At 73.9% G+C, this 17,845-nt stretch carries 18 protein-coding genes; 4 read left to right on the top strand and 14 right to left on the bottom strand.

Features of this window, described 5'->3' with window-relative positions; all coding sequences use genetic code 11:
- Nucleotides 1-6: 6 nt before the first annotated feature.
- Nucleotides 7-765, top strand: coding sequence for a Bax inhibitor-1/YccA family protein (locus RMN56_RS07115; RefSeq protein WP_313723035.1), 759 nt, complete (start codon nucleotides 7-9; stop codon nucleotides 763-765).
- Nucleotides 766-893: 128 nt separating this feature from the next.
- Nucleotides 894-1,214, top strand: a complete 321-nt coding sequence (locus RMN56_RS07110; RefSeq protein WP_313723034.1) for a hypothetical protein — start codon at nucleotides 894-896, stop codon at nucleotides 1,212-1,214.
- 7 nt (nucleotides 1,215-1,221) lie between these two features.
- Here RMN56_RS07110 and RMN56_RS07105 read toward each other — a convergent pair whose 3' ends face one another.
- From RMN56_RS07105 to RMN56_RS07090, 4 genes are all read right to left on the bottom strand, one after another.
- Nucleotides 1,222-2,691, bottom strand: a complete 1,470-nt coding sequence (locus tag RMN56_RS07105; protein WP_313723033.1) for a CYTH and CHAD domain-containing protein — start codon at nucleotides 2,689-2,691, stop codon at nucleotides 1,222-1,224.
- 40 nt (nucleotides 2,692-2,731) lie between these two features.
- The gene (locus RMN56_RS07100; RefSeq protein WP_313723032.1) at nucleotides 2,732-3,994 is read right to left on the bottom strand and encodes an acetyl-CoA C-acetyltransferase; all 1,263 of its coding nucleotides are present in this window, start codon (nucleotides 3,992-3,994) and stop codon (nucleotides 2,732-2,734) included.
- Between the two features lie 71 nt (nucleotides 3,995-4,065).
- Nucleotides 4,066-4,866: an SGNH/GDSL hydrolase family protein gene (locus tag RMN56_RS07095; RefSeq protein ID WP_262287059.1), complete on the bottom strand. Its 801-nt coding sequence runs from the start codon at nucleotides 4,864-4,866 to the stop codon at nucleotides 4,066-4,068.
- A 111-nt stretch (nucleotides 4,867-4,977) separates the two neighbouring features.
- On the bottom strand, nucleotides 4,978-6,024 hold the full coding sequence (locus RMN56_RS07090) for an SGNH/GDSL hydrolase family protein (RefSeq protein ID WP_313723031.1): 1,047 nt from the start codon (nucleotides 6,022-6,024) through the stop codon (nucleotides 4,978-4,980).
- A 140-nt stretch (nucleotides 6,025-6,164) separates the two neighbouring features.
- Here RMN56_RS07090 and RMN56_RS07085 point away from each other — a divergent pair, with 140 nt between their 5' ends.
- Together RMN56_RS07085 and RMN56_RS07080 are read left to right on the top strand one after the other, a co-directional pair.
- Nucleotides 6,165-6,521 (top strand): YkvA family protein, encoded by a 357-nt coding sequence (locus tag RMN56_RS07085; protein WP_262287057.1) that lies wholly within the window; start codon nucleotides 6,165-6,167, stop codon nucleotides 6,519-6,521.
- A gap of 76 nt (nucleotides 6,522-6,597) precedes the next feature.
- Entirely contained in the window at nucleotides 6,598-7,968 is a 1,371-nt protein-coding gene (locus tag RMN56_RS07080; RefSeq protein WP_313723030.1) for a cystathionine beta-synthase, read from the top strand.
- A 70-nt stretch (nucleotides 7,969-8,038) separates the two neighbouring features.
- Here RMN56_RS07080 and RMN56_RS07075 read toward each other — a convergent pair whose 3' ends face one another.
- The 10 genes from RMN56_RS07075 to RMN56_RS07030 all read right to left on the bottom strand — a co-directional run bounded on the left by RMN56_RS07075 (nucleotide 8,039) and on the right by RMN56_RS07030 (nucleotide 17,845).
- Complete coding sequence (locus tag RMN56_RS07075; protein WP_313723029.1) at nucleotides 8,039-8,989, bottom strand: S1C family serine protease; 951 nt, start codon at nucleotides 8,987-8,989, stop codon at nucleotides 8,039-8,041.
- A 117-nt stretch (nucleotides 8,990-9,106) separates the two neighbouring features.
- Complete coding sequence (locus tag RMN56_RS07070; RefSeq protein ID WP_313723028.1) at nucleotides 9,107-9,616, bottom strand: GNAT family N-acetyltransferase; 510 nt, start codon at nucleotides 9,614-9,616, stop codon at nucleotides 9,107-9,109.
- Nucleotides 9,613-10,542 (bottom strand): ribonuclease Z, encoded by a 930-nt coding sequence (locus RMN56_RS07065; protein WP_313723027.1) that lies wholly within the window; start codon nucleotides 10,540-10,542, stop codon nucleotides 9,613-9,615. The genes RMN56_RS07070 and RMN56_RS07065 overlap by 4 nt, the downstream gene beginning before the upstream one ends.
- 339 nt (nucleotides 10,543-10,881) lie before the next feature.
- Complete coding sequence (locus RMN56_RS07060) at nucleotides 10,882-12,057, bottom strand: osmoprotectant NAGGN system M42 family peptidase (RefSeq protein ID WP_313723026.1); 1,176 nt, start codon at nucleotides 12,055-12,057, stop codon at nucleotides 10,882-10,884.
- Nucleotides 12,054-13,880 carry an N-acetylglutaminylglutamine synthetase gene (ngg, locus tag RMN56_RS07055; RefSeq protein ID WP_313723025.1) on the bottom strand — a complete coding sequence of 609 codons (1,827 nt, stop codon included), beginning with the start codon at nucleotides 13,878-13,880 and terminating at the stop codon, nucleotides 12,054-12,056. Before ngg ends, RMN56_RS07060 begins: the two co-directional genes overlap by 4 nt.
- A 2-nt stretch (nucleotides 13,881-13,882) precedes the next feature.
- Nucleotides 13,883-15,667, bottom strand: coding sequence for an N-acetylglutaminylglutamine amidotransferase (locus tag RMN56_RS07050; protein WP_313723024.1), 1,785 nt, complete (start codon nucleotides 15,665-15,667; stop codon nucleotides 13,883-13,885).
- Nucleotides 15,668-15,871: 204 nt separating this feature from the next.
- The gene (msrA, locus tag RMN56_RS07045) at nucleotides 15,872-16,534 is read right to left on the bottom strand and encodes a peptide-methionine (S)-S-oxide reductase MsrA (RefSeq protein WP_313723023.1); all 663 of its coding nucleotides are present in this window, start codon (nucleotides 16,532-16,534) and stop codon (nucleotides 15,872-15,874) included.
- Nucleotides 16,535-16,610: 76 nt separating this feature from the next.
- Nucleotides 16,611-17,024 (bottom strand): HIT family protein, encoded by a 414-nt coding sequence (locus RMN56_RS07040; protein ID WP_313723022.1) that lies wholly within the window; start codon nucleotides 17,022-17,024, stop codon nucleotides 16,611-16,613.
- Nucleotides 17,025-17,150: 126 nt separating this feature from the next.
- Complete coding sequence (locus tag RMN56_RS07035) at nucleotides 17,151-17,579, bottom strand: nucleotidyl transferase AbiEii/AbiGii toxin family protein (protein WP_313723021.1); 429 nt, start codon at nucleotides 17,577-17,579, stop codon at nucleotides 17,151-17,153.
- Nucleotides 17,510-17,845: a nucleotidyl transferase AbiEii/AbiGii toxin family protein gene (locus tag RMN56_RS07030; RefSeq protein WP_313723020.1), complete on the bottom strand. Its 336-nt coding sequence runs from the start codon at nucleotides 17,843-17,845 to the stop codon at nucleotides 17,510-17,512. Before RMN56_RS07030 ends, RMN56_RS07035 begins: the two co-directional genes overlap by 70 nt.

The raw sequence follows: 17,845 nt of genomic DNA, 5'->3' as shown, positions 1-17,845 counted from the left end.
GTCGCGGTGCGCAGTGCCAACCCGGTGCTGGACCGGCTGGACGACGTCGGCCGGACCGAGCGGCAGGTGCTCGGCGCGGGCGCCGCCGACACCATGACGGTGGCCGACGTGGTCAGCCGGACGGTCGGCCTGCTGCTGCTCACCGGCGTCACCGCGGCGGTGGCGTGGGTGCTCGTGCCGCAGGCCGCGTGGATCTCCGCGGCGCTCGCCGGCAGCGCCCTGGCCAGCCTGGCGCTCGTGCTGGTCATCTCGCTGAAGCAGCTCACCAACCCGCCGCTGATCGTCGGGTACGCGGTGCTCCAGGGGCTGCTGCTCGGCGTGGCCAGCCGCGCCTTCGAACTCGTCTACCCGGGCATCGTGGCGCAGGCGGTGATCGGCACCTTCGGGGTTTTCCTCGGCATGGCGCTGCTCTACCGGGCCCGGCTGATCCGGGCCACCCCGCGGCTGGCCCGCCTGGTCGTCGGCACGCTCATCGGCATCGTGGCGATCGGCCTCGTCAACCTGGTCACCTACCTGTTCACCGGGCGGCAGGGCGTCGAGGTCTACAGCCTCAGCGCGCGGGTCGGCTGGCTGCCGTACCTCTTCTCGGTGGTCGCGATCATCGCCGGGGCGCTCAGCTTCGTGCTCGACTTCGACCTGGTCGAGCGGTCCGCCCGCAACGGCCTGCCCCGCCGGTACGCCTGGTTCTGCGCCTTCGGCCTGCTGGTCGGGTTGATCTTCCTGTACTGGCAGATCCTGCGCCTGCTCAGCTATGTCCGCCGCTGACCGTACGACAACGCCAGCTCGGCTGGCGGCCATCATTCGGCCTCCGCGCCGCCAGGCGGCGCTCCGGTCCGGATGAAGGCCGGTCTGCCGCCGCACCGCGACCTGGAGCCGTCGTAGACTCGGCCGCGATGAGCGCAGCGGAACTGGACCGGGCCGTGACACTGCTGGTCCGACAGGTCGGGCACTGGGAGCAGCCGCGCTGGTCGGCGGCGGCCGAGGGCGGCAACGTGTCCCGCGCCGACCTGGTGCACAAGCTGGTCCAGGAGATCGCCAACCTGGCGGCCGACGCCGAGGGGGAGCCGCGGCGCGAGGTGCCCCGCCTGCCCAGCGACCTGGCCCTGCCCGATCAGCTCCGGGTGGTCGCCGCCGACCTGCTGGCGGCCGGCGCGCCGGAGCCCGTGCTGGCCGAGGCGGCCACCGCGGTCGCCCGGACCCGGTCCGCGCTCTAGCCGGCGGTCACCCCGTCAGCCAGCGCCGCACCTTCCGGCGGCGGGCCCGGTCGCGCGCCTTCGCCAGCGCCGGCCCGGCCCGGTCGGCCAGCGCGGCCTGCCGGGCGTGCAGCAGGCCGTAGGTGAACGTGTTCTCGCCGTCGGCGTACGCCCGCAGCGCCTGCTCGCGCAGCACCTCCCGGGTCACCACCGAGTCCTGGTGCGCGCCGAGCGCCTCCTGGAGGTCCTTGAACCGGTCCACCAGCTTCGCGGCGGGTTTGCGCACCTCGACGGCGTACCGGGCCCGCTTGCCCGCCTTGCGCGCCTCGTGCAGCGCGGTGTCGTCGCTCCCGCCGTCGGCCAGCGCCCGGTCCAGCCGCTCGTCGAAGCGGGTCACCGCCCGGCGCACCCGCCGGGTCACCCAGCGGCGCCGCACCTCACGCGCGGTCGGTCCCTCCACCAGCGCGTCCAGGCGGCGCAGCAGGTCGGTGTAGCGGTCGGAGCCGAGCGCGGCGCGCAGCCCGTCGAGGGCGGTGGCCATGTCGGCGGCGAACCGCTCGGCGAATCGCGCCGGCACCGGGCCGAGCACCAGCTCCGCGGGTTCCGCGTGCACCGCGCCGGCCAGCCGGGCGGCCATCACCTGGACGTCCCGGACCGGCCCGAGCCGCGCGCCCAGCCAGCGCAGCTCCGCCCGTACCTGCTCGCTCTCCGCCCGGTCCCACAGCCCACGGAAGGTGCGCAGCGTGGAGCGGAGCCGGCGGACGGCCACCCGCATGTCGTGCACGGCGTCCTCGTCGCCGCCGAGCGCGCCGGCGTGGTGGCCGATCAGCGTGTCGCGCTGGGCGGTGAGGTAGTCGACCACCGGCGCGGCCGCCGGGTCGGCGGGCGCCGGCCGGATGGCGGCGAGTCGGCCGCCCACGGCGCGGTGCGACTTCGAGACCGGCACCGTCCGGGCGCCCGCGGCGCGCAGCCGCCCGTCCACCGCGTCGAGCAGCGCCTCGTCGCCCTCGACCAGCTCGACCTCCAACTCGTGCCAGGCCTGCCGCTCGCCGCTCACCAGGTCCTCGGCGTGGACGTCGTCCTCGGCCACCTCGGCCAGCGGGCGGCCCGCCGCGTCGAGCAGGCGGCGTTCCCGGCGGCGGGTGACGACCCGCGCGGCCGGCGCGACCGGGCGGCCACGGGACGCGCCACGGAAGAGCGCCACCAGCTCGGGCGGCGGCCCGGCGTCCTCCGGCCCGGCCGGGAACTGGTGCTCGGTGCGCGCGCCGCCGACCGCACCCACCTTGAGGTGCCAGCCCGCGTCGTGCCCGCCGGTCCGCCGCCGCAGCGCGTAGCCGCTGCGGGCCAGCCGGAGGTCGGCGGTGTCCCAGTAGACCGCGTCCAGGTCGAGGGCGGTGGCGTCGGACGTCGTCGCGACGCCACCGCACCCGGTCAGGTCGGGCAGCCGGAATCCCTCGTCGCCGGAGTACTTGCGTTCGCGTTCCACGACGGTCGCCATGGCGCCTCCCGTACCCGGCCCCGGCGTCGGGGAACCGGCCTCAGTTCAGGCGTTCGAGCACCATGGCCATGCCCTGGCCGCCGCCGACGCACATGGTCTCCAGACCGATGGTCTTGTCATGCCACTCCAGCGCGTTGAGCAGGGTGCCGGTGATCCGGGCGCCGCTCATGCCGAACGGGTGGCCGACGGCGATGGCGCCGCCCATCACGTTCAACTTCTCCTCGGGGATGCCGAGCTGCCGGTAGGACGGGATCACCTGGGCGGCGAACGCCTCGTTGATCTCGACCAGGTCGACGTCGTCGATGGTCATGCCGGCCCGCTTGAGCGCCTGGCGGGACGCCTCGACCGGGCCCAGGCCCATGATCTCCGGGGAGAGCGCGGTGACGCCGGTGGAGATGATCCGGGCCAGCGGGGTGAGCCCCAGCTCCTGCGCCCGCTGGGCGCTCATGATCACCACGGCGGCCGCGCCGTCGTTGAGCGGGCAGCAGTTGCCGGCGGTGATCCGGCCATCCGGGCGGAAGACCGGCTTCAGGCCGGCCACGGCCTCCAGGGTCACCCCGGGGCGCGGGCCGTCGTCGGTGCTCACGACGGTGCCGTCCGGCGTGGTGACCGGGGTGATCTCGCGGGCCCAGAACCCGTCCGCGATCGCCTTCTCGGCGAGGTTCTGGCTGCGGACGCCGAACGCGTCCATGTCCGCGCGGGTGACGTCGTGGACCTGGGCGAGGTTCTCCGCCGTCTGGCCCATGGTCAGGTAGATGTCGGGGAGCTGGCCGTCCTCGCGCGGGTCGGTCCACACCTCGGCGCCACCCTTGGCCCGGGCCGCGGAGCGCTCCCGCGCCGCCGCGAAGCGCGGGTTCTCCCACCCGCCGCCGACCAGCGCCTGCGCCTCGGGCGGGAGGGCGTCCGAGTTGCCCCGCGCGTACCGGGAGACGGTCTCGACGCCGGCGGAGATGAAGACGTCGCCCTCGCCCGCCCGGATGGCGTGCATGGCCATCCGGGTGGTCTGCAGCGACGAGGCGCAGTAGCGGGTCAGCGTGGCGCCGGGCAGGCCGTCCAGGCCCAGCAGGGTGGCGACCACCCGGGCCATGTTGAAGCCCTGCTCGCCGCCGGGCAGGCCGCAGCCCAGGTAGAGGTCGTCGATGGTGGTGGGATCGAGCGCCGGGACCTTGTCGAGGGCGGCCTGGACGATCGTGGCGGCGAGGTCGTCCGGACGGACCTCCCGCAGGGAACCCTTGAACGCGCGGCCGATGGGGGACCGGGCGGTGGCGACGATGACGGCGTCGCGGGGCGACTCAATCGGCATGAACCAACGTTAACCCGCCGGTAACTTGTGGCGGAAGCCGCGCGGCGGGCGGGAAATGTCACCCGCCGGGCTCAGTGGTGGTGCCGGTACGCGACCGCGGCGGCCGCCTCGACCGCCGGGAGCAGGGCGTGCGCCCACACCCGGTAGCCGTCGGCGGAGGGGTGGAAGCCGTCGTGGCAGAGGGTGCCGGCGTCCGCCCGGAACACCGGGCCCGTCTCCGTGCCCAGGTCGACGACGCTGCCTCCGGCGTCGAGCACGGCGGTCGTCTGGGCGCGGGCCACCCGCCGCCCCGCCCAGCCGAGCACCTGCCGCAGCGGGGAGGCGACCGCGCGGACCGCGCCGAGGTCGGGGCAGGTGCCCACGACCACCTCGACGTGCGCCTCGCGCAGCCGGCGCACGGCCGAACCGAGGTAGGCCGCCGCGTCGGCCGGGCGGGCCAGACCGGTGGCGTCGTTCGCCCCGATCAGGATCACCGCCACGTCGGGCCGCTCGCCGAGCAGTGCCCGGGCCACCTGGGTGGCCAGGTCGGTGGAGCGGGAGCCGGACACCCCGACGCTGGACAGGTGCACCCGCCGGCCGGTGGGTGCCTCGCTCAGCAACTGGGCGAGCTGCCCGCCGATGGTCTCCTCGAAGTGTTCGACGCCGACGCCGAGCGCCGACGAGTCGCCGAGCAGCACCAGCCGCAGCGGCGGGGCGTCCGCCCGGCCGACCGTGGCGCGCAGCGCGAGACCCAGCTCGGGCTGGGCGTACTCCCGGCTCCGGGCGGCGATGGCCTGGCCGGCGAGGACCACCGCCCCGCCCACCGTGCCGGCGAGCAGGGAGAGCGCGGCAGCCCGACCAAGCCGGACCACAAGCTCGTTACGCTCAGTCACGACGACACCTCCCCAGCTCCGATGACCCGCGGGCGGGTCCGCTCGTGGCGAACGGCGTCGACATGAGCATGGCACACGTTGTGCCTGCTGATGATGCCTCCGCAGCCCCGCTCATGCCAGCCCCTCCACCTGGGCCGGGTCGGCGGCGGCACCCGGTTGCGGCACCGCGCCGACGCCGAAGAAGGCCCGCCGCCGAAGCTGCGCCCAGCGCCCGCCGGGCCCGCGCTCGCGGCCCCGGACCTGGGCGCCGCTGACCTCGGTGCCGGCGTGCCGGGCCGCCTCCTGGGCCGCCTCCGGGAGCGACCGTACGCCCTCCGCGCCGGCGAGCGAGGGCCGGCGTTCCTGGCCGGCGCCTAACGCGGAGAGCACGGTGGGCAGCAGCGCCGCCGCGGCGACCGCGTACCCCTCCGCGGACGGGTGGAACCGGTCCCAGGCGAACATCCGGGTCGGCTCGGCGGCGAACCGCGGGCCGAGCAGGTCGCCCAGGGAGACCGTCCAGCCGCCCGCCTCCACCACGGCCATCGTCTGGGCGGCGGCGAGCTGGCGGCTCCAGCGCCGGGCCAGCCAGCGCAGCGGCGGCTGGATCGGCCGGATCGCGCCCAGGTCGGGGCAGGTGCCGACGACCACCTCGCAGCCGGCGGCCCGCAGCGTGCGGACCGCGTCGACCAGGTAGCGCACGGCCACCGAGAGCGGGGTGCGGTTGGTGACGTCGTTGCCGCCGACCAGGACGACCGCGATGTCCGGTTCGACTTCCAGGGCCGACTCGACCTGCGGCCGCAGCCCCGCCGACAGGGCACCCACCACGGCGAACCGGTGCAGCCGGACCGGGCGGTGCAGCCGGCGGGACAGCCCGGTGGCGAGCAGCGCGCCCGGCGTCTCGCGCCGGCGGTGCACGCCGTAGCCGGCGGCCGACGAGTCACCGAGGATCACCATGGTGACCGGCGGGCCGGGGAGCTTCGCGCCGTAGACGCCGTCGCAGCGCGGCGGGGGCGCCTCGGCCATGGGAATGGTGCGTCGGGCCTGGCGGGCCTGACCGAGCAGCACCCCGCCCGTGACGACGGTGGCCGCCACCGTGGCGCCCGTGCCGATCGCCGTCACGCGGGCGATCTGCCGGGCGCGCTGCCAGCCGCCATGCGCGACGGAACCAGCGTCCCCCATGAACCGACATTATCGCGCCGCCACGACACCCGCTCTCCTCGTGATCGTCACGGCTGGGACGCGACCGTTCCGGGTACCGGTAGGGGTGGGGCGGGCTTGCGCCGGGACCGCACCCTGGTCGAGCGGAGAGGGGCGAGGAGATGGGGAAGACGTTGAAACGGAGCGCGGCCTTCACCGCGTTGGCGCGGGCGCTGGCGGCCGGAGCGCGGGGTGGCCCGTCGCTGGGCGTCCGGCTGGCGGCGCTGCCCCGGATGATCCGGGCCACCGCCCGGGGCGAGTACGACGGCGGCCTCCGGCTGGCCCTGATGGCCGGTGCCACGGCGTACATCGTCTCGCCGATCGACCTGCTGCCGGAGATCCCGCTGGCGATCTTCGGGCTGGCCGACGACGCCATGATGGTCGCCTGGCTGGCCGGCAGCGTGCTCGCCGAGACCGACCGCTTCCTGGAGTGGGAGGCACGTCGCAGGTCCGTCATCCCGGGGCATGTGGCGCCCTGACGGCACGTACCCTGGGCGACGAACTGACGACTTTCCGGCCGCCCCACGACGGCGGCGCAACGAAGGGCACAACGAGGTGCAGTACTACGACAACGTGGTCGAGCTGATCGGCAACACCCCGCTGGTACGCCTGCGCAACGTCACCGAGGGCATCCAGGCGACCGTGCTGGCGAAGGTGGAGTACGTCAACCCGGGCGGTTCGGTCAAGGACCGGATCGCGCTGCGGATGGTCGAGGACGCCGAGAAGGCCGGCCTGCTCCAGCCGGGCGGCACGATCGTCGAGCCGACCAGCGGCAACACCGGCGTCGGGCTGGCCCTCGTCGCCCAGCTCAAGGGCTACAAGTGCGTCTTCGTCTGCCCGGACAAGGTCAGCCAGGACAAGCAGGACGTGCTGCGGGCGTACGGCGCCGAGGTCGTGGTCTGCCCGACCGCCGTGGCGCCGGAGGACCCGCGCTCCTACTACAACGTCTCCGACCGGCTGGCCCGCGAGATCCCCGGCGCCTGGAAGCCCAACCAGTACAGCAACCCGGCCAACCCGCGCTCGCACTACGAGACCACCGGGCCGGAGCTCTGGCAGCAGACCGAGGGGCGGCTCACCCACTTCGTGGCGGGCGTCGGCACCGGCGGCACCATTTCCGGCATCGGCCGCTACCTGAAGGAGGCGTCCGAGGGGCGGGTCCGGGTGATCGGCGCGGACCCGGAGGGCTCGGTCTACTCCGGCGGCACCGGCCGGCCCTACCTGGTCGAGGGCGTCGGCGAGGACTTCTGGCCGGAGACCTACGACCGCACCGTGGCCGACGAGATCGTCGAGGTGTCGGACAAGCAGTCCTTCGAGATGACCCGGCGACTGGCCCGCGAGGAGGGCCTGCTGGTCGGCGGCTCCTGCGGCATGGCCGTGGTGGCTGCCCTGGAGGTGGCCCGCAAGGCCGGCCCGGACGACGTGGTCGTGGTGCTGCTGCCGGACAGCGGCAAGGGCTACCTGTCCAAGATCTTCAACGACCAGTGGATGGCGCGGTACGGCTTCCTGGACAACTCGGGCGCCGAGCCGACCGTGGCCGACGCGCTCGGCGGCAAGCCGGGCGGCCTGCCCGAGCTGGTGCACGTCCACCCGACCGAGACGGTCCGCGACGCGATCGACTACATGCGGGAGTACGGCGTCTCCCAGCTCCCGGTGCTCAAGGCCGAGCCGCCCGTGGTGACCGGCGAGGTGGCCGGCTCGATCGCCGAGAAGGACCTGCTCGATGCGCTCTTCACCGGTCAGGCCCACCTGCACGACACGATCGAGCGGCACATGGCCGACCCGCTGCCCATGATCGGTGGCGGCCAGCCGGTGAGCGAAGCGGTCGGGCTGCTGGAGAAGGCCGACGCCGCCCTGGTGCTGGTCGACGGCAAGCCCAAGGGCGTGCTGACCCGGCAGGACCTGCTCGCCCACCTCGGCGCCCGCTGAGAAGTAAGGAAGGGCCCCTTCTTAACGCCTCGCGTATAGGAAGGGGCCCTTCTTAACGCCCTCGTCCCCGTCAGCGGCCGAGCTCGGTGGGCACGGCGACCACGTCGACGTACGCGCCCTTGCGCAGCACGGTGACGGGCAGGCGGGCGCCGATCGCCCGTCCGAGCATCAGCTTCTGCAGGCCCTGGCCGTCCTGCACGGGCCGGCCGCCGGCCGCCACGATCACGTCGCCGAGGTAGAGCCCGGCCGTCCCGGCCGGGCTGCCCGGCACCACCTCGACCACCCGCAGCCCGCGGCGCTGCCCGGTGCGGGCGGTGACCTCCGGTGGCAGCGGCACCGGCACCCCGGCCACACCCAGCCAGGCCCGGCGGACCCGGCCGTCGGTGGTGAGGTCCGCGATGATCTGCCGGGTGGTGGCATTGACCGGCACGGCCAGCCCGAGGCCGTACCCGGCGACCGCGGTGTTGACCCCGATCACCCGGCCGGCCGAGTCGGCCAGCGCGCCCCCGGAGTTGCCCGGGTTCAGCGCCGCGTCGGTCTGGATGACGTCCTCGATGAGCCGGGTGACCCGCCCGTCGCGGGCCGGCAGCGACCGGCCCAGCCCCGAGACCACCCCGGCGGTGACCGATCCGGCCAGCCCCAGCGGGTTGCCGACCGCGACCACCAGCTGCCCGATCCGCAGCCGGTCGGCGTCGCCCAGCTCCACCGGCGGCACGGGGGCCCGTTCCGCCCGCAGCACGGCCAGGTCGGAGAGCGGGTCGGCGCCGACCACCCGGAACCCGGTCTCGGTGCCGTCGCCGAAGGCGGCCGACCCGTCAGCGGCGCCCTGCACCACGTGGGCGCTGGTGAGCAGCAGCCCGTCCGGGCCGATCACCACGGCCGAACCCGCGCCGGCGCCGCGCGGGGTCCGCACCGACAGGGCGGCCACGCTGGGCAGCACCCGGGCGGCCACGCCGGTCACCACCCGGGAGTACGCGTCGAGCGCGGCGTCCTCCGCCCGCCCGCTGTGCTCGATGTCCATGCCCGTGCCAACGCGCCGGCATCGAAACCCATGCCCCGATCCGCTGACAGCGAACGGCGGCCCACCGGTTAACAGGGGGCCCCTGCTCTACCGGATGCGTTAAGAGGGGGCCCTTCCTTAGACCGGGCGGGCGTAGCGGATCTGCGCGACGAGGGCGGTGCCGATGGCGTCCTCGCGCTGCTCGCCGGTGGCGGTCCAGCCGCCGCGCTCGTAGAAGCGCCGGGCGGGCGCATTCTCCTCGAGCACCCAGAGCACCGCACGGGACCATCCCCGGGCCCGCATGGCGTCGAGAGCGTCCACCATGAGCGCCCGCCCGGTGCCCCGGCCCCGCTCGGCCGGCTCGAGGTGGATGGCGTTGAGCAGGCCGGTGGCCGGGTCGCCCTCGTCGTCCGGCCCCAGGTAGCTGAAGCCGACGAGCCGGCCGTCCCGCTCGGCCACGGTCATCCGGTGGTCCGCGCCCTCCCAGGTCAGCCGCTCGGTCCAGTATTGGCCCATCGCCTCGGCGGTCGGGTCGGCCAGTGCCTCCGGGGGCAGAAACGACGAGTACGCCGCGACCCGGGACCGCTGGTGCAGGGCGCCCACCGCCATGAGGTCGGCCTTGGTGGCGGGGCGCAGGGAGACCGTCACCCGGCCGAGGCTACCCGCCGGGGCGGCACCGGCACGGTCATCAGGTCCTCGGCGATCACCAGCTCCCCGGCGAAGTGCTCGCGGGCCTCGTCGGCGAAGCGGCGCAGGTCCGCGTACCGCTGGGAGAAGTGGGTGAGCACGAGCGTGCGTACCCCCGACTCGGCCGCCACCCGGGCGGCCTGGCCGGCCGTGAGGTGGCCGACCTCGGCGGCGAGGGCGGCCTCCGACTCCAGGAAGGTCGACTCGATGACCAGCAGGTCGGCGTGCTCGGCCAGCGCCCACACGCCGTCGCAGAGCCCGGTGTCCATGACGAAGGCGAACCGCTGCCCCGGTCGGGTCACGCTCACCTCGTCCCGGGTGACGCGGCGTCCGTCCAGGTCCAGGTGGCCGTCGCGGAGGAGCTGCCCGACCGCCGGGCCGGCGATGCCGTACGCGGACAGCTTCTCCGGCAGGATCCGGCAGCCGTCCGGCTCGACGAGCCGGTAACCGTACGTCTCGATGGGGTGCCGCAGCCGGCGGGCCTCCAGCGTGCCGACGCCCAGCGTGATCCGCTGCCCGTCCGCCTCGATCGGCTCGACGGCCAGCTCGGCGGTCTCGTAGAAGCTCGTCGCGTGGCGCAGCCGGGCGAAGTATTCGGCGCCCCCGGCGGGGAAGTGCACGGCCACCGGGTGCGGGACCCGGTCCAGGGAGAACCGCTGGATCATGCCGGGCAGGCCCAGGCAGTGGTCGCCGTGGAAGTGGGTGACGCAGATCCGGGTCAGGTCGGTGGCGGAGATGCCGGTGTGCAGCATCTGCCGCTGGCTGCCCTCGCCCGGGTCGAAGAGGAACACCTCGTCGTCCCAGCGCAGCAGGTAGCCGTTGTGGTTGCGCTGGCGGGTGGGCGCCTGGCTCGCCGTACCGAGGATCGCCAGCTCGCGCATCGACACGCGGTGCCTCCTGCCGCAGACATGAAGCGACCCCCGGGGCTTCCGCGCTCGCGCGCGGGCCGGCTGGACTGGGCCGGCACCCCGGGGGTCGGGTGGCTGTCGTGGTTTCGCCGCACCGCTGCCACACGGTCTCGACGATGGTGCATGATGCCCGCCTCGCGGCGGACGGTGTTTCACTGTCGAGGACAGCGGCTAGCGGACAGCCACCTCACGAGTCCGATTGCTATACAAGTCTGGACCACCTCCTTTCCCGTGTACTGCCACGCTATCGACTTCCCGTCGGGCTCGGCAACGGATTTGGATCACAGGCCCGAGCCGGAATCCGGAGCGCCGGCCCGATCACTCCACGCCGATCGGGCCCTCCCGGGGGCCCTCCTCGGAGGCGGGCTGGACGGCCAGCGACGGGAAGTCGGCCAGGTCGCCCTCGGGTTCGGCGTCCCACTCGGGGAAGACCAGCGGCTTCTGGAGATAGAGGCAGAGCAGTTGGGCGAGGTGCCGCAGCCCGTCCAGGTGGGTGCGCTCGTGCCCGTGGGTGGCGTCCACGCCGAAGCCGAGCAGCGCCACCCGGGCGTGCGCGCCCGCCTCGACCGCCGCCGCCACGTCCGAGCGGTAGTAGTCGAAGACGTCCCGGACCAGGTGGACACCGTGTTCCCGGGCGATCGCGGCGAGGTGCCGGGTGAGGTGGTAGTCGAACGGGCCCACCCCGTCGCCCATGGCCAGGGTGGCGGCGTCCTCCCGGGACTGCTGGCCCGGCGCGACCACCGCGGCGTCCACCGAGACGATCTCCGCGACGTCGGGGTCGAGGCCGTGGCTGGCCCCGTGCCCGATCTCCTCGGTGACCGTGACCAGCAGGTGCGCTGTGACCGCCGGGGTGACGCCCGCGTCGACCATCGCCTTGAACGCGGTCAGCACGGCGGCCACCCCGGCCTTGTCGTCCAGGTGCCGGGACTTGACGTACCCGCTCGGGGTGATCATCGGGTTGGCGAGCAGCGCGACGAAGTCCCCGGCGTCGACGCCGAGCGCCCGGAGACCGGCCTCGTCGGTGACCGGCTCGTCGACCCGGACCTCGACCAGTTCCCAGCCGACCCCCTGGAGGTCGACGCCCTCGTTGTAGCGGTGCCCGCTGGCCTTGAGCGGCAGCACCTGGCCGGTGACCACCCGGTCCAGGTCGTCGGTGAAGATCCGTACGTGGGCGCCCTCGGCGAAGCGGGCGCTGTGCGTGCCGACCGGGTTGACCTCCAGCCGGCCGTTCTCCTTGAGCCGCTTCACCATGCCGCCGATGGTGTCGGTGTGCACCACGATCGCCCGGTCGGCGCCGGTCGACCGCGGTCCGGGCAGGGACGCGCTCAGCGCACCGCGCCGGGTCAGCGTCGAGCCGATGCCGAGTGCCGAGAGCCGTTCGCCCACGTACTGCTGCACGTGGTCGGTACGCCCCGACGGGCTGGGGATCTCCAGCAGCTCCACCAGCACCTGGCGCAGGTAGTCGAGGTCGAGTTCGAGGGGCTTCGCGCTCACGCGGCCCCTCCCGCCCCGGCCGGCGACCAGAGCCGCCGCGGCGCCCGGGTGCCGGGGAAGAGCAGGTCGACGAAGCGTTCGGCGGTCGGCTGCGGCTCGTGGTTGGCCAGGCCGGGCCGCTCGTTCGCCTCGATGAACACGTGCTCCGGCCGGTCGGCGGCGGGGACCAGCAGGTCCAGCCCGGTGACCGGGATGTCCAGCGCCCGGCTGGCCGTCACGCACGCCTCGGCGATGGCCGGGTGCAGCGCGGCGGTCACGTCGTGGATGGTGCCCCCGGTGTGCAGGTTCGCCGTGCGGCGGACCGCCAGCACCTGCCCCTCGGGGAGCACGTCGTGCATCCGGTGACCGGCCTCGGCCACCACCTCGCGGGTCATGTCGTCGATCGGGATCCGGGACTCGCCGCCGGTGGCGGCCTCGCGGCGGCGGCTCTGCCGCTCGATCAGCTCGGTGACGTCGTGCACACCGTCCCCGGTGATCTGCGCGGGCCGGCGGACCGCCGCGGCCACCACCTCGTGGTCGATGACGACCACCCGCAGGTCCTCGCCCTCCCGCAGCTCCTCGATCAGCACGTCCGGGCAGAACCGGCGGGCCAGCTCGACGGCGGCGGTCAGCGCCTCCGGCGTGCGTACCCCGACCGTGATGCCGTTGCCCTGCTCGCCCCGAGCCGGCTTCACCACCACCGGGCCGACGTCGGCCAGGAACGCCAGGTCGTCGGCGTCGCCGGTGGCCGTCCGGCCGCGCGGCACCGACAGGCCCGCCTCGGTGAGGATGCGCCGGGTGACGCGCTTGTCGTCGCAGCGGCTCATCGCCACCGCCGAGGTCAGCTCGGAGAGCGACTCGCGGGTATGGACCGTCCGGCCGCCGATGCTCAACCGCAGCTCGCCCCAGCGCGGATCGGTCACCTCCACCCGGATTCCGCGCCGCATCGCCTCGTCCGCGACGATCTTCGCGTACGGGTTCAGCTCGTCATAGCCCGCCGGCATGGCCGGCAGGAACAGCCGCTCGTTGATGGGGTTCTTCCGCTTCACGCAGAGCGCCCCGGTGCGGTGGAAGCCGAGCCGCTCGTAGAGCCGGATCGCCCCCGAGTTCTCGGCCAGCACCGACAGGTCCACGTACGCCCGCCCGCGTGCGTCGAGCCGGTCGGCCAGCGCGGTGAGCAGCGCCTGGCCGGTGCCGGGCGGCGCGGTGTTGAAGTCCACGGTCAGGCACCAGAGGCTGGCGCCGTTCTCCGGGTCGCCGAAGACCGCCACGTGGTCCACTCCGGTGATCGTGCCGACCACCTCGCCGGTCGCGTCCTCGGCGACCAGGTGCAGGAACCGGTCGGTGCCGGCGTTGTCGACCAGCACGTCCACCGGCGCGGTGACCATGCCGTTGCGGGCGTAGATCCGGTTCACCGCGTCCGCGTCGCCGGCGTCGCGCAGCGGCCGGACGGCCAGCCCAGGGATCTCGCCGCTCTCGGTGGCCGCCGGCCGGTGCTCGCCCAGCGGCAGCCGGTAGGTCAGCGACGGGTCGATGAACAGCTCGTCGGGGAGGCGGGAGACCAGCACGTGCGGGTCGCGCAGGTAGACGCAGATGTCCCGGGCGCCGACCGCCTCGGAGCGCAGCACGTCGGCTACCTCGACCTGCTCGGCGAAGGTCTGCCCGAAGACCAGCCGGCCCCAGCCGCAGTCCAGCACCACGCCGGACCCGTCCTCGGGCTGCCGCCGGGGCTCGGAAGCCCCGGGTGCGACCGGGTCGCCGCCCGGGCCGACCCGTTCCCGGCGCCGGCCCAGCACCCGTTCCCGGTCGCTACGTGCCGCGCCGGTGGCGAGAGTGTCCGTCACGGTCAGTCGATTCCGTGGCTCTGGAGCCACATTTCCAGGAGTCCCAGCTGCCACAGCTTGTTTCCGTTCAACGGGGTCAGTTCGGCGTTCGGGTCGGCCAGCAGCGCGTCGACGTAGTCGGCGCGGAACAGGTCGCGGCGGCGGGCCTCGGGTGCGGTGAGCGCGTCGCGTACCCGGTCGAGGAGCTTGTCCTCCAGGTGGGTGAGGCCCGGAACGGGGAAGTAGCCCTTCGGCCGGTCGATGACCTCGTGCGGCAGGACCCGCCGGCCGATCTCCTTGAGCACGCCCTTGCCGCCCTGGGCCAGCTTCAGCTCCGGCGGGCAGCTCGCGGCCAGCTCGACGAACTCGTGGTCGAGGAACGGCACCCGGGCCTCCAGCCCGTGCGCCATGGTCATGTTGTCGACCCGCTTGACCGGGTCGTCGGTGAGCATGACCTGCGTGTCGATGCGCAGGCCGGCGTCCACCGCGGTCTGCGCCCCGGGCCGGCCGAGGTGCGCGGCCACGAACTCCCGCGCCGGGTCGCCGTCGGCCAGCCACGCCGGGTTGAGCACCCAGGCCAGGCCGGCCGCGTCGCGGTCGAAGAACGCCTTCGCGTACGTCTCCAGCGCCCGCTCCCGGTCGACGCCGGCCAACGGCGGGTACCAGTGGTAGCCGCCCAGGATCTCGTCCGCGCCCTGGCCGGACTGGACCACCTTCACGTGCCGGGCGACCTCCTGGCTGAGCAGCCGGAACGCCACGCAGTCGTGGCTGACCATCGGTTCGCTCATCGCGGCGACAGCGGCCTCCAGCGGCGGCAGCAGGTCGCCGGTGGGCACCCGGATCTGGTGGTGGTCGGTGCCGAAGGTCTTCGCGACCAGGTCGGAGTAGACGAACTCGTCGCCCTCCCGGCCGCCGACCGCGTCGAAGCCGATGGAGAAGGTGGCCAGCCCGGACTGCCCCTCGCCCGCCAGCAGCGCGACCACGAGGCTGGAGTCGAGCCCGCCGGAGAGCAGCACGCCCACCGGCACGTCGGCCACCATCCGGCGGCGGACGGCGGTGGTCAGCGACTCCAGCAGGGCGTCCTGCCAGTCCCGCTCGGACCAGCCGGCCCGCTCGGCGGCGCGGGTGAAGGCCGGGTCCCAGTAGACCCGGTCGTGGGCGGTGCCGTCCGGCTCGTACACCCGGACCGTGGCCGGGGGGAGCTTGGCGACGCCGCGCAGGATGGTCCGCGGCGGCGGCACGATGCTGTGGAAGCTCAGGTAGTGGGCGAGCGCCACCGGGTCGATGCCGGTGTCGACACCGCCGCCGGCGAGCAGCGCCGGCAGGGTGGAGGCGAAGCGCACCACGCCGGGGCCCTCGGCCAGGTAGAGCGGCTTGATGCCGAGCCGGTCCCGGGCCAGCACGAGCCGGCCGGTGTCCCGCTCGCTGATCGCGACCGCGAACATGCCGACCAGGTGGTCGACGAAGTCGAGCCCCCACTCGGCGTACGCCTTGACGACGACCTCGCTGTCGCCGGCCGAGAAGAAGCGGTGGCCCTTGGCCTGCAACTCCTCGCGCAGCTCGCGGTAGTTGTAGATGCAGCCGTTGAAGACGCCGGTGAGCCCGGCGGCCGGGTCGACCAGGGGCTGACCGCTGGCGGCCGAGAGGTCGATGATCTTCAGGCGGCGGTGCCCGAGGGCGATCGGCCCCTGGGACCAGACCCCGCTGTCGTCGGGGCCCCGGTCGCTCATGGTGGCCGCCATCCGCTCCACCGCCGCGACGTCGGCCCGCGATCCGTCCCGCCGGAACTCTCCTGCCAGTCCGCACATGCGAGGCAATGCTGCCAGAGGTCGTTGCAGCTCGCCTGTTGAGCTGATGTCGGAGACGTTGCGTCTTTGCTAGGATGCGCGACCTCGCCGAATCGGCAGCTGGCCTGGGCGAAGATCCGGTTGCCCGGCGGTCCGGGTGCCCGAATCGGACCGGGCCCGCGGTGTGACAAACACCGCAGACCCGGGAAACGCTCGTCGGGTCGGTCAGCCGGCGGTGCGGGCCACGCCCACCGGGCAGCTCAGCCCGTTGGGGCCGTGGTTGCAGTACCCGTTCGGGTTCTTGGTCGGCGCCAGGTACTGCTGGTGGTAGTCCTCGGCGAAGTAGTAGTCGCCGAGCCGGGCGATCTCCGTGGTGATCTCACCCTTGCCGGCCCGGGCCACGATCGGCGCGAACGCGTCCCGCGAGGCCTGCGCGGTCGCCAACTGCTCGTCGGTGGTCGCGTAGATGGCCGACCGGTACTGCGTGCCGACGTCGTTGCCCTGGCGCATGCCCTGGGTCGGGTCGTGGTTCTCCCAGAAGACCTTGAGCAGGTCCTCGTAGCTGATCTGCGACGGGTCGTAGACCACCTGGACCACCTCGGCGTGCCCCGTCATCCCCGAGCAGACCTCCTCGTACGTCGGGTTCGTGGTGTAGCCACCCGCGTAACCGGCCGACGTGGTGATGACGCCCGGGAGGGTCCAGAACAGCCGCTCGGCACCCCAGAAACAGCCCATCCCGAATACGGCGACCTGCGCGCCCTCGGGGAAGGGACCCTTCAACGAGGACTGCAGCACCTCGTGCCGGTCGGCGATCGGCATCGCGATCGGACGGCCTGGCAGGGCCTGGTCGGGAGAGATCATCTCGGCCTTGATGCGGCGAAGGAACACGGTGGGACTCCTCTCTTGGCTTTCCCAGCGGGTTCAACAGCGCCGGCCCCCGGTTCCTTACCCGCGGTCCCGGCCCTCAGGCGAGCGCGGCGGCGATCCGGCCCGCAAAGTCCTCGGCCTCGGCGTCGTCGGCGTAGCGGGTCCGCGGCCAGAAGAAGCCGCGCAGCCCGTCGCCCTTGGTCCGCGGCACCACGTGGGTGTGCAGGTGCGGGACCGACTGGGACACCTTGTTGTTCATGGCCACGAACGTCCCACCGGACCCCAGGCCGGCCTCCACGGCCACGGCGAGCCGCTGCACCAGCCGGAAGTAGCCGGGCAGCGCGTCGGCCGGCAGGTCGGCCAGGGTGACCAGGTGCGTGCGCGGCACCACCAGCACGTGGCCCTTGAACACCGGCCGGGTGTCCAGGAAGGCCACGCCGTCCGCCTCGTCGGCGACCCGGAACGCCGGCACCTCACCCGCCACGATCCCGCAGAACACGCACCCGCTCACCCGCCCAGGCTAGGCGCTCACCCGCGACGACGCCGATTCCCGGCGCCCGATCTTGGCGACTTGTCGTCCGCCCGAAACGGCAACTCGTCAAGATTGACATCGAAGGCCGGCGAGGTGGGGCGTCGGTCAGGGCTGGTCGAGGTAGGTGTCCCACCCGTCGTCGAGGATGCCGGTCGGCCCGGTCTCCCCGTTCGCCAACCGGCGCCGGATGTCCGCCTCCCAGCGCGCGGACCACGCGATCAGCTCCCTGATCTGCGCGTCTGCGAGTCCGTAGGACGCGAAGGTCTCATCGTCGAGTTCGTCGATCGCCCCGAGTCGATCGGCCAGTTCCGCCAGGGAGAACCCGACTGTGTGCCGCGCGCCCAGGGTCTCCAGCTCTGGCCAGCTCAGGTGCTGGCTGGCGGCCCTGATGTCGATGTAGTCCCGGTGGGCGGCCCGGTCGTGCAGCGCCCTGACCTTCAAGCCGACCGCGTCCTCGAACGCGACTACCGGCCCGATGCTGAGGGTCGCGGGTGGGCCGATCGCTTCCTTGAGCAGGTCGACCTCGCACTCCACCGCCGCGCCCCCGACACCAGCAGACGCGCCATCCGGTCTCCCGCCTCGATGATCCGGCAGCCGAACCCCTCGGCCGCATACGCCTCGGCCAGCCGCGCCGCCACGGCCGGCAGGGGCACTGCGGTGGCGGTGGCGAAGTCGATGTCCCGTGAGGGCCGGCTCAGCAGGTTGTGTGCCGACAGCGCGTAGCCGCCCGCGAGCGCCAACCCGAGGTCGTCGCCGGCGGCGAAGCCGACTCGCAGGAGCCGCCGGTGCAGCTCGTCCAC

The sequence above is a fragment of the Micromonospora halotolerans genome, from assembly GCF_032108445.1.
Lineage (GTDB): Bacteria > Actinomycetota > Actinomycetes > Mycobacteriales > Micromonosporaceae > Micromonospora > Micromonospora halotolerans.
The sequence above is the reverse complement of the archived record's forward strand: the minus strand, read 5'-3'. Positions and strand labels throughout refer to the sequence as shown.

Coding starts and splice junctions, on each gene's coding strand:
- RMN56_RS07075 (WP_313723029.1), bottom strand. CDS start 8,989: ATGGACATCGAGCACAGCGGGCGGGCGGAGGACGCCGCGCTCGACGCG.
- RMN56_RS07085 (WP_262287057.1), top strand. CDS start 6,165: ATGGGGAAGACGTTGAAACGGAGCGCGGCCTTCACCGCGTTGGCGCGG.
- RMN56_RS07050 (WP_313723024.1), bottom strand. CDS start 15,667: ATGTGCGGACTGGCAGGAGAGTTCCGGCGGGACGGATCGCGGGCCGAC.
- RMN56_RS07105 (WP_313723033.1), bottom strand. CDS start 2,691: ATGGCGACCGTCGTGGAACGCGAACGCAAGTACTCCGGCGACGAGGGA.
- RMN56_RS07090 (WP_313723031.1), bottom strand. CDS start 6,024: ATGGGGGACGCTGGTTCCGTCGCGCATGGCGGCTGGCAGCGCGCCCGG.
- RMN56_RS07100 (WP_313723032.1), bottom strand. CDS start 3,994: ATGCCGATTGAGTCGCCCCGCGACGCCGTCATCGTCGCCACCGCCCGG.
- RMN56_RS07110 (WP_313723034.1), top strand. CDS start 894: ATGAGCGCAGCGGAACTGGACCGGGCCGTGACACTGCTGGTCCGACAG.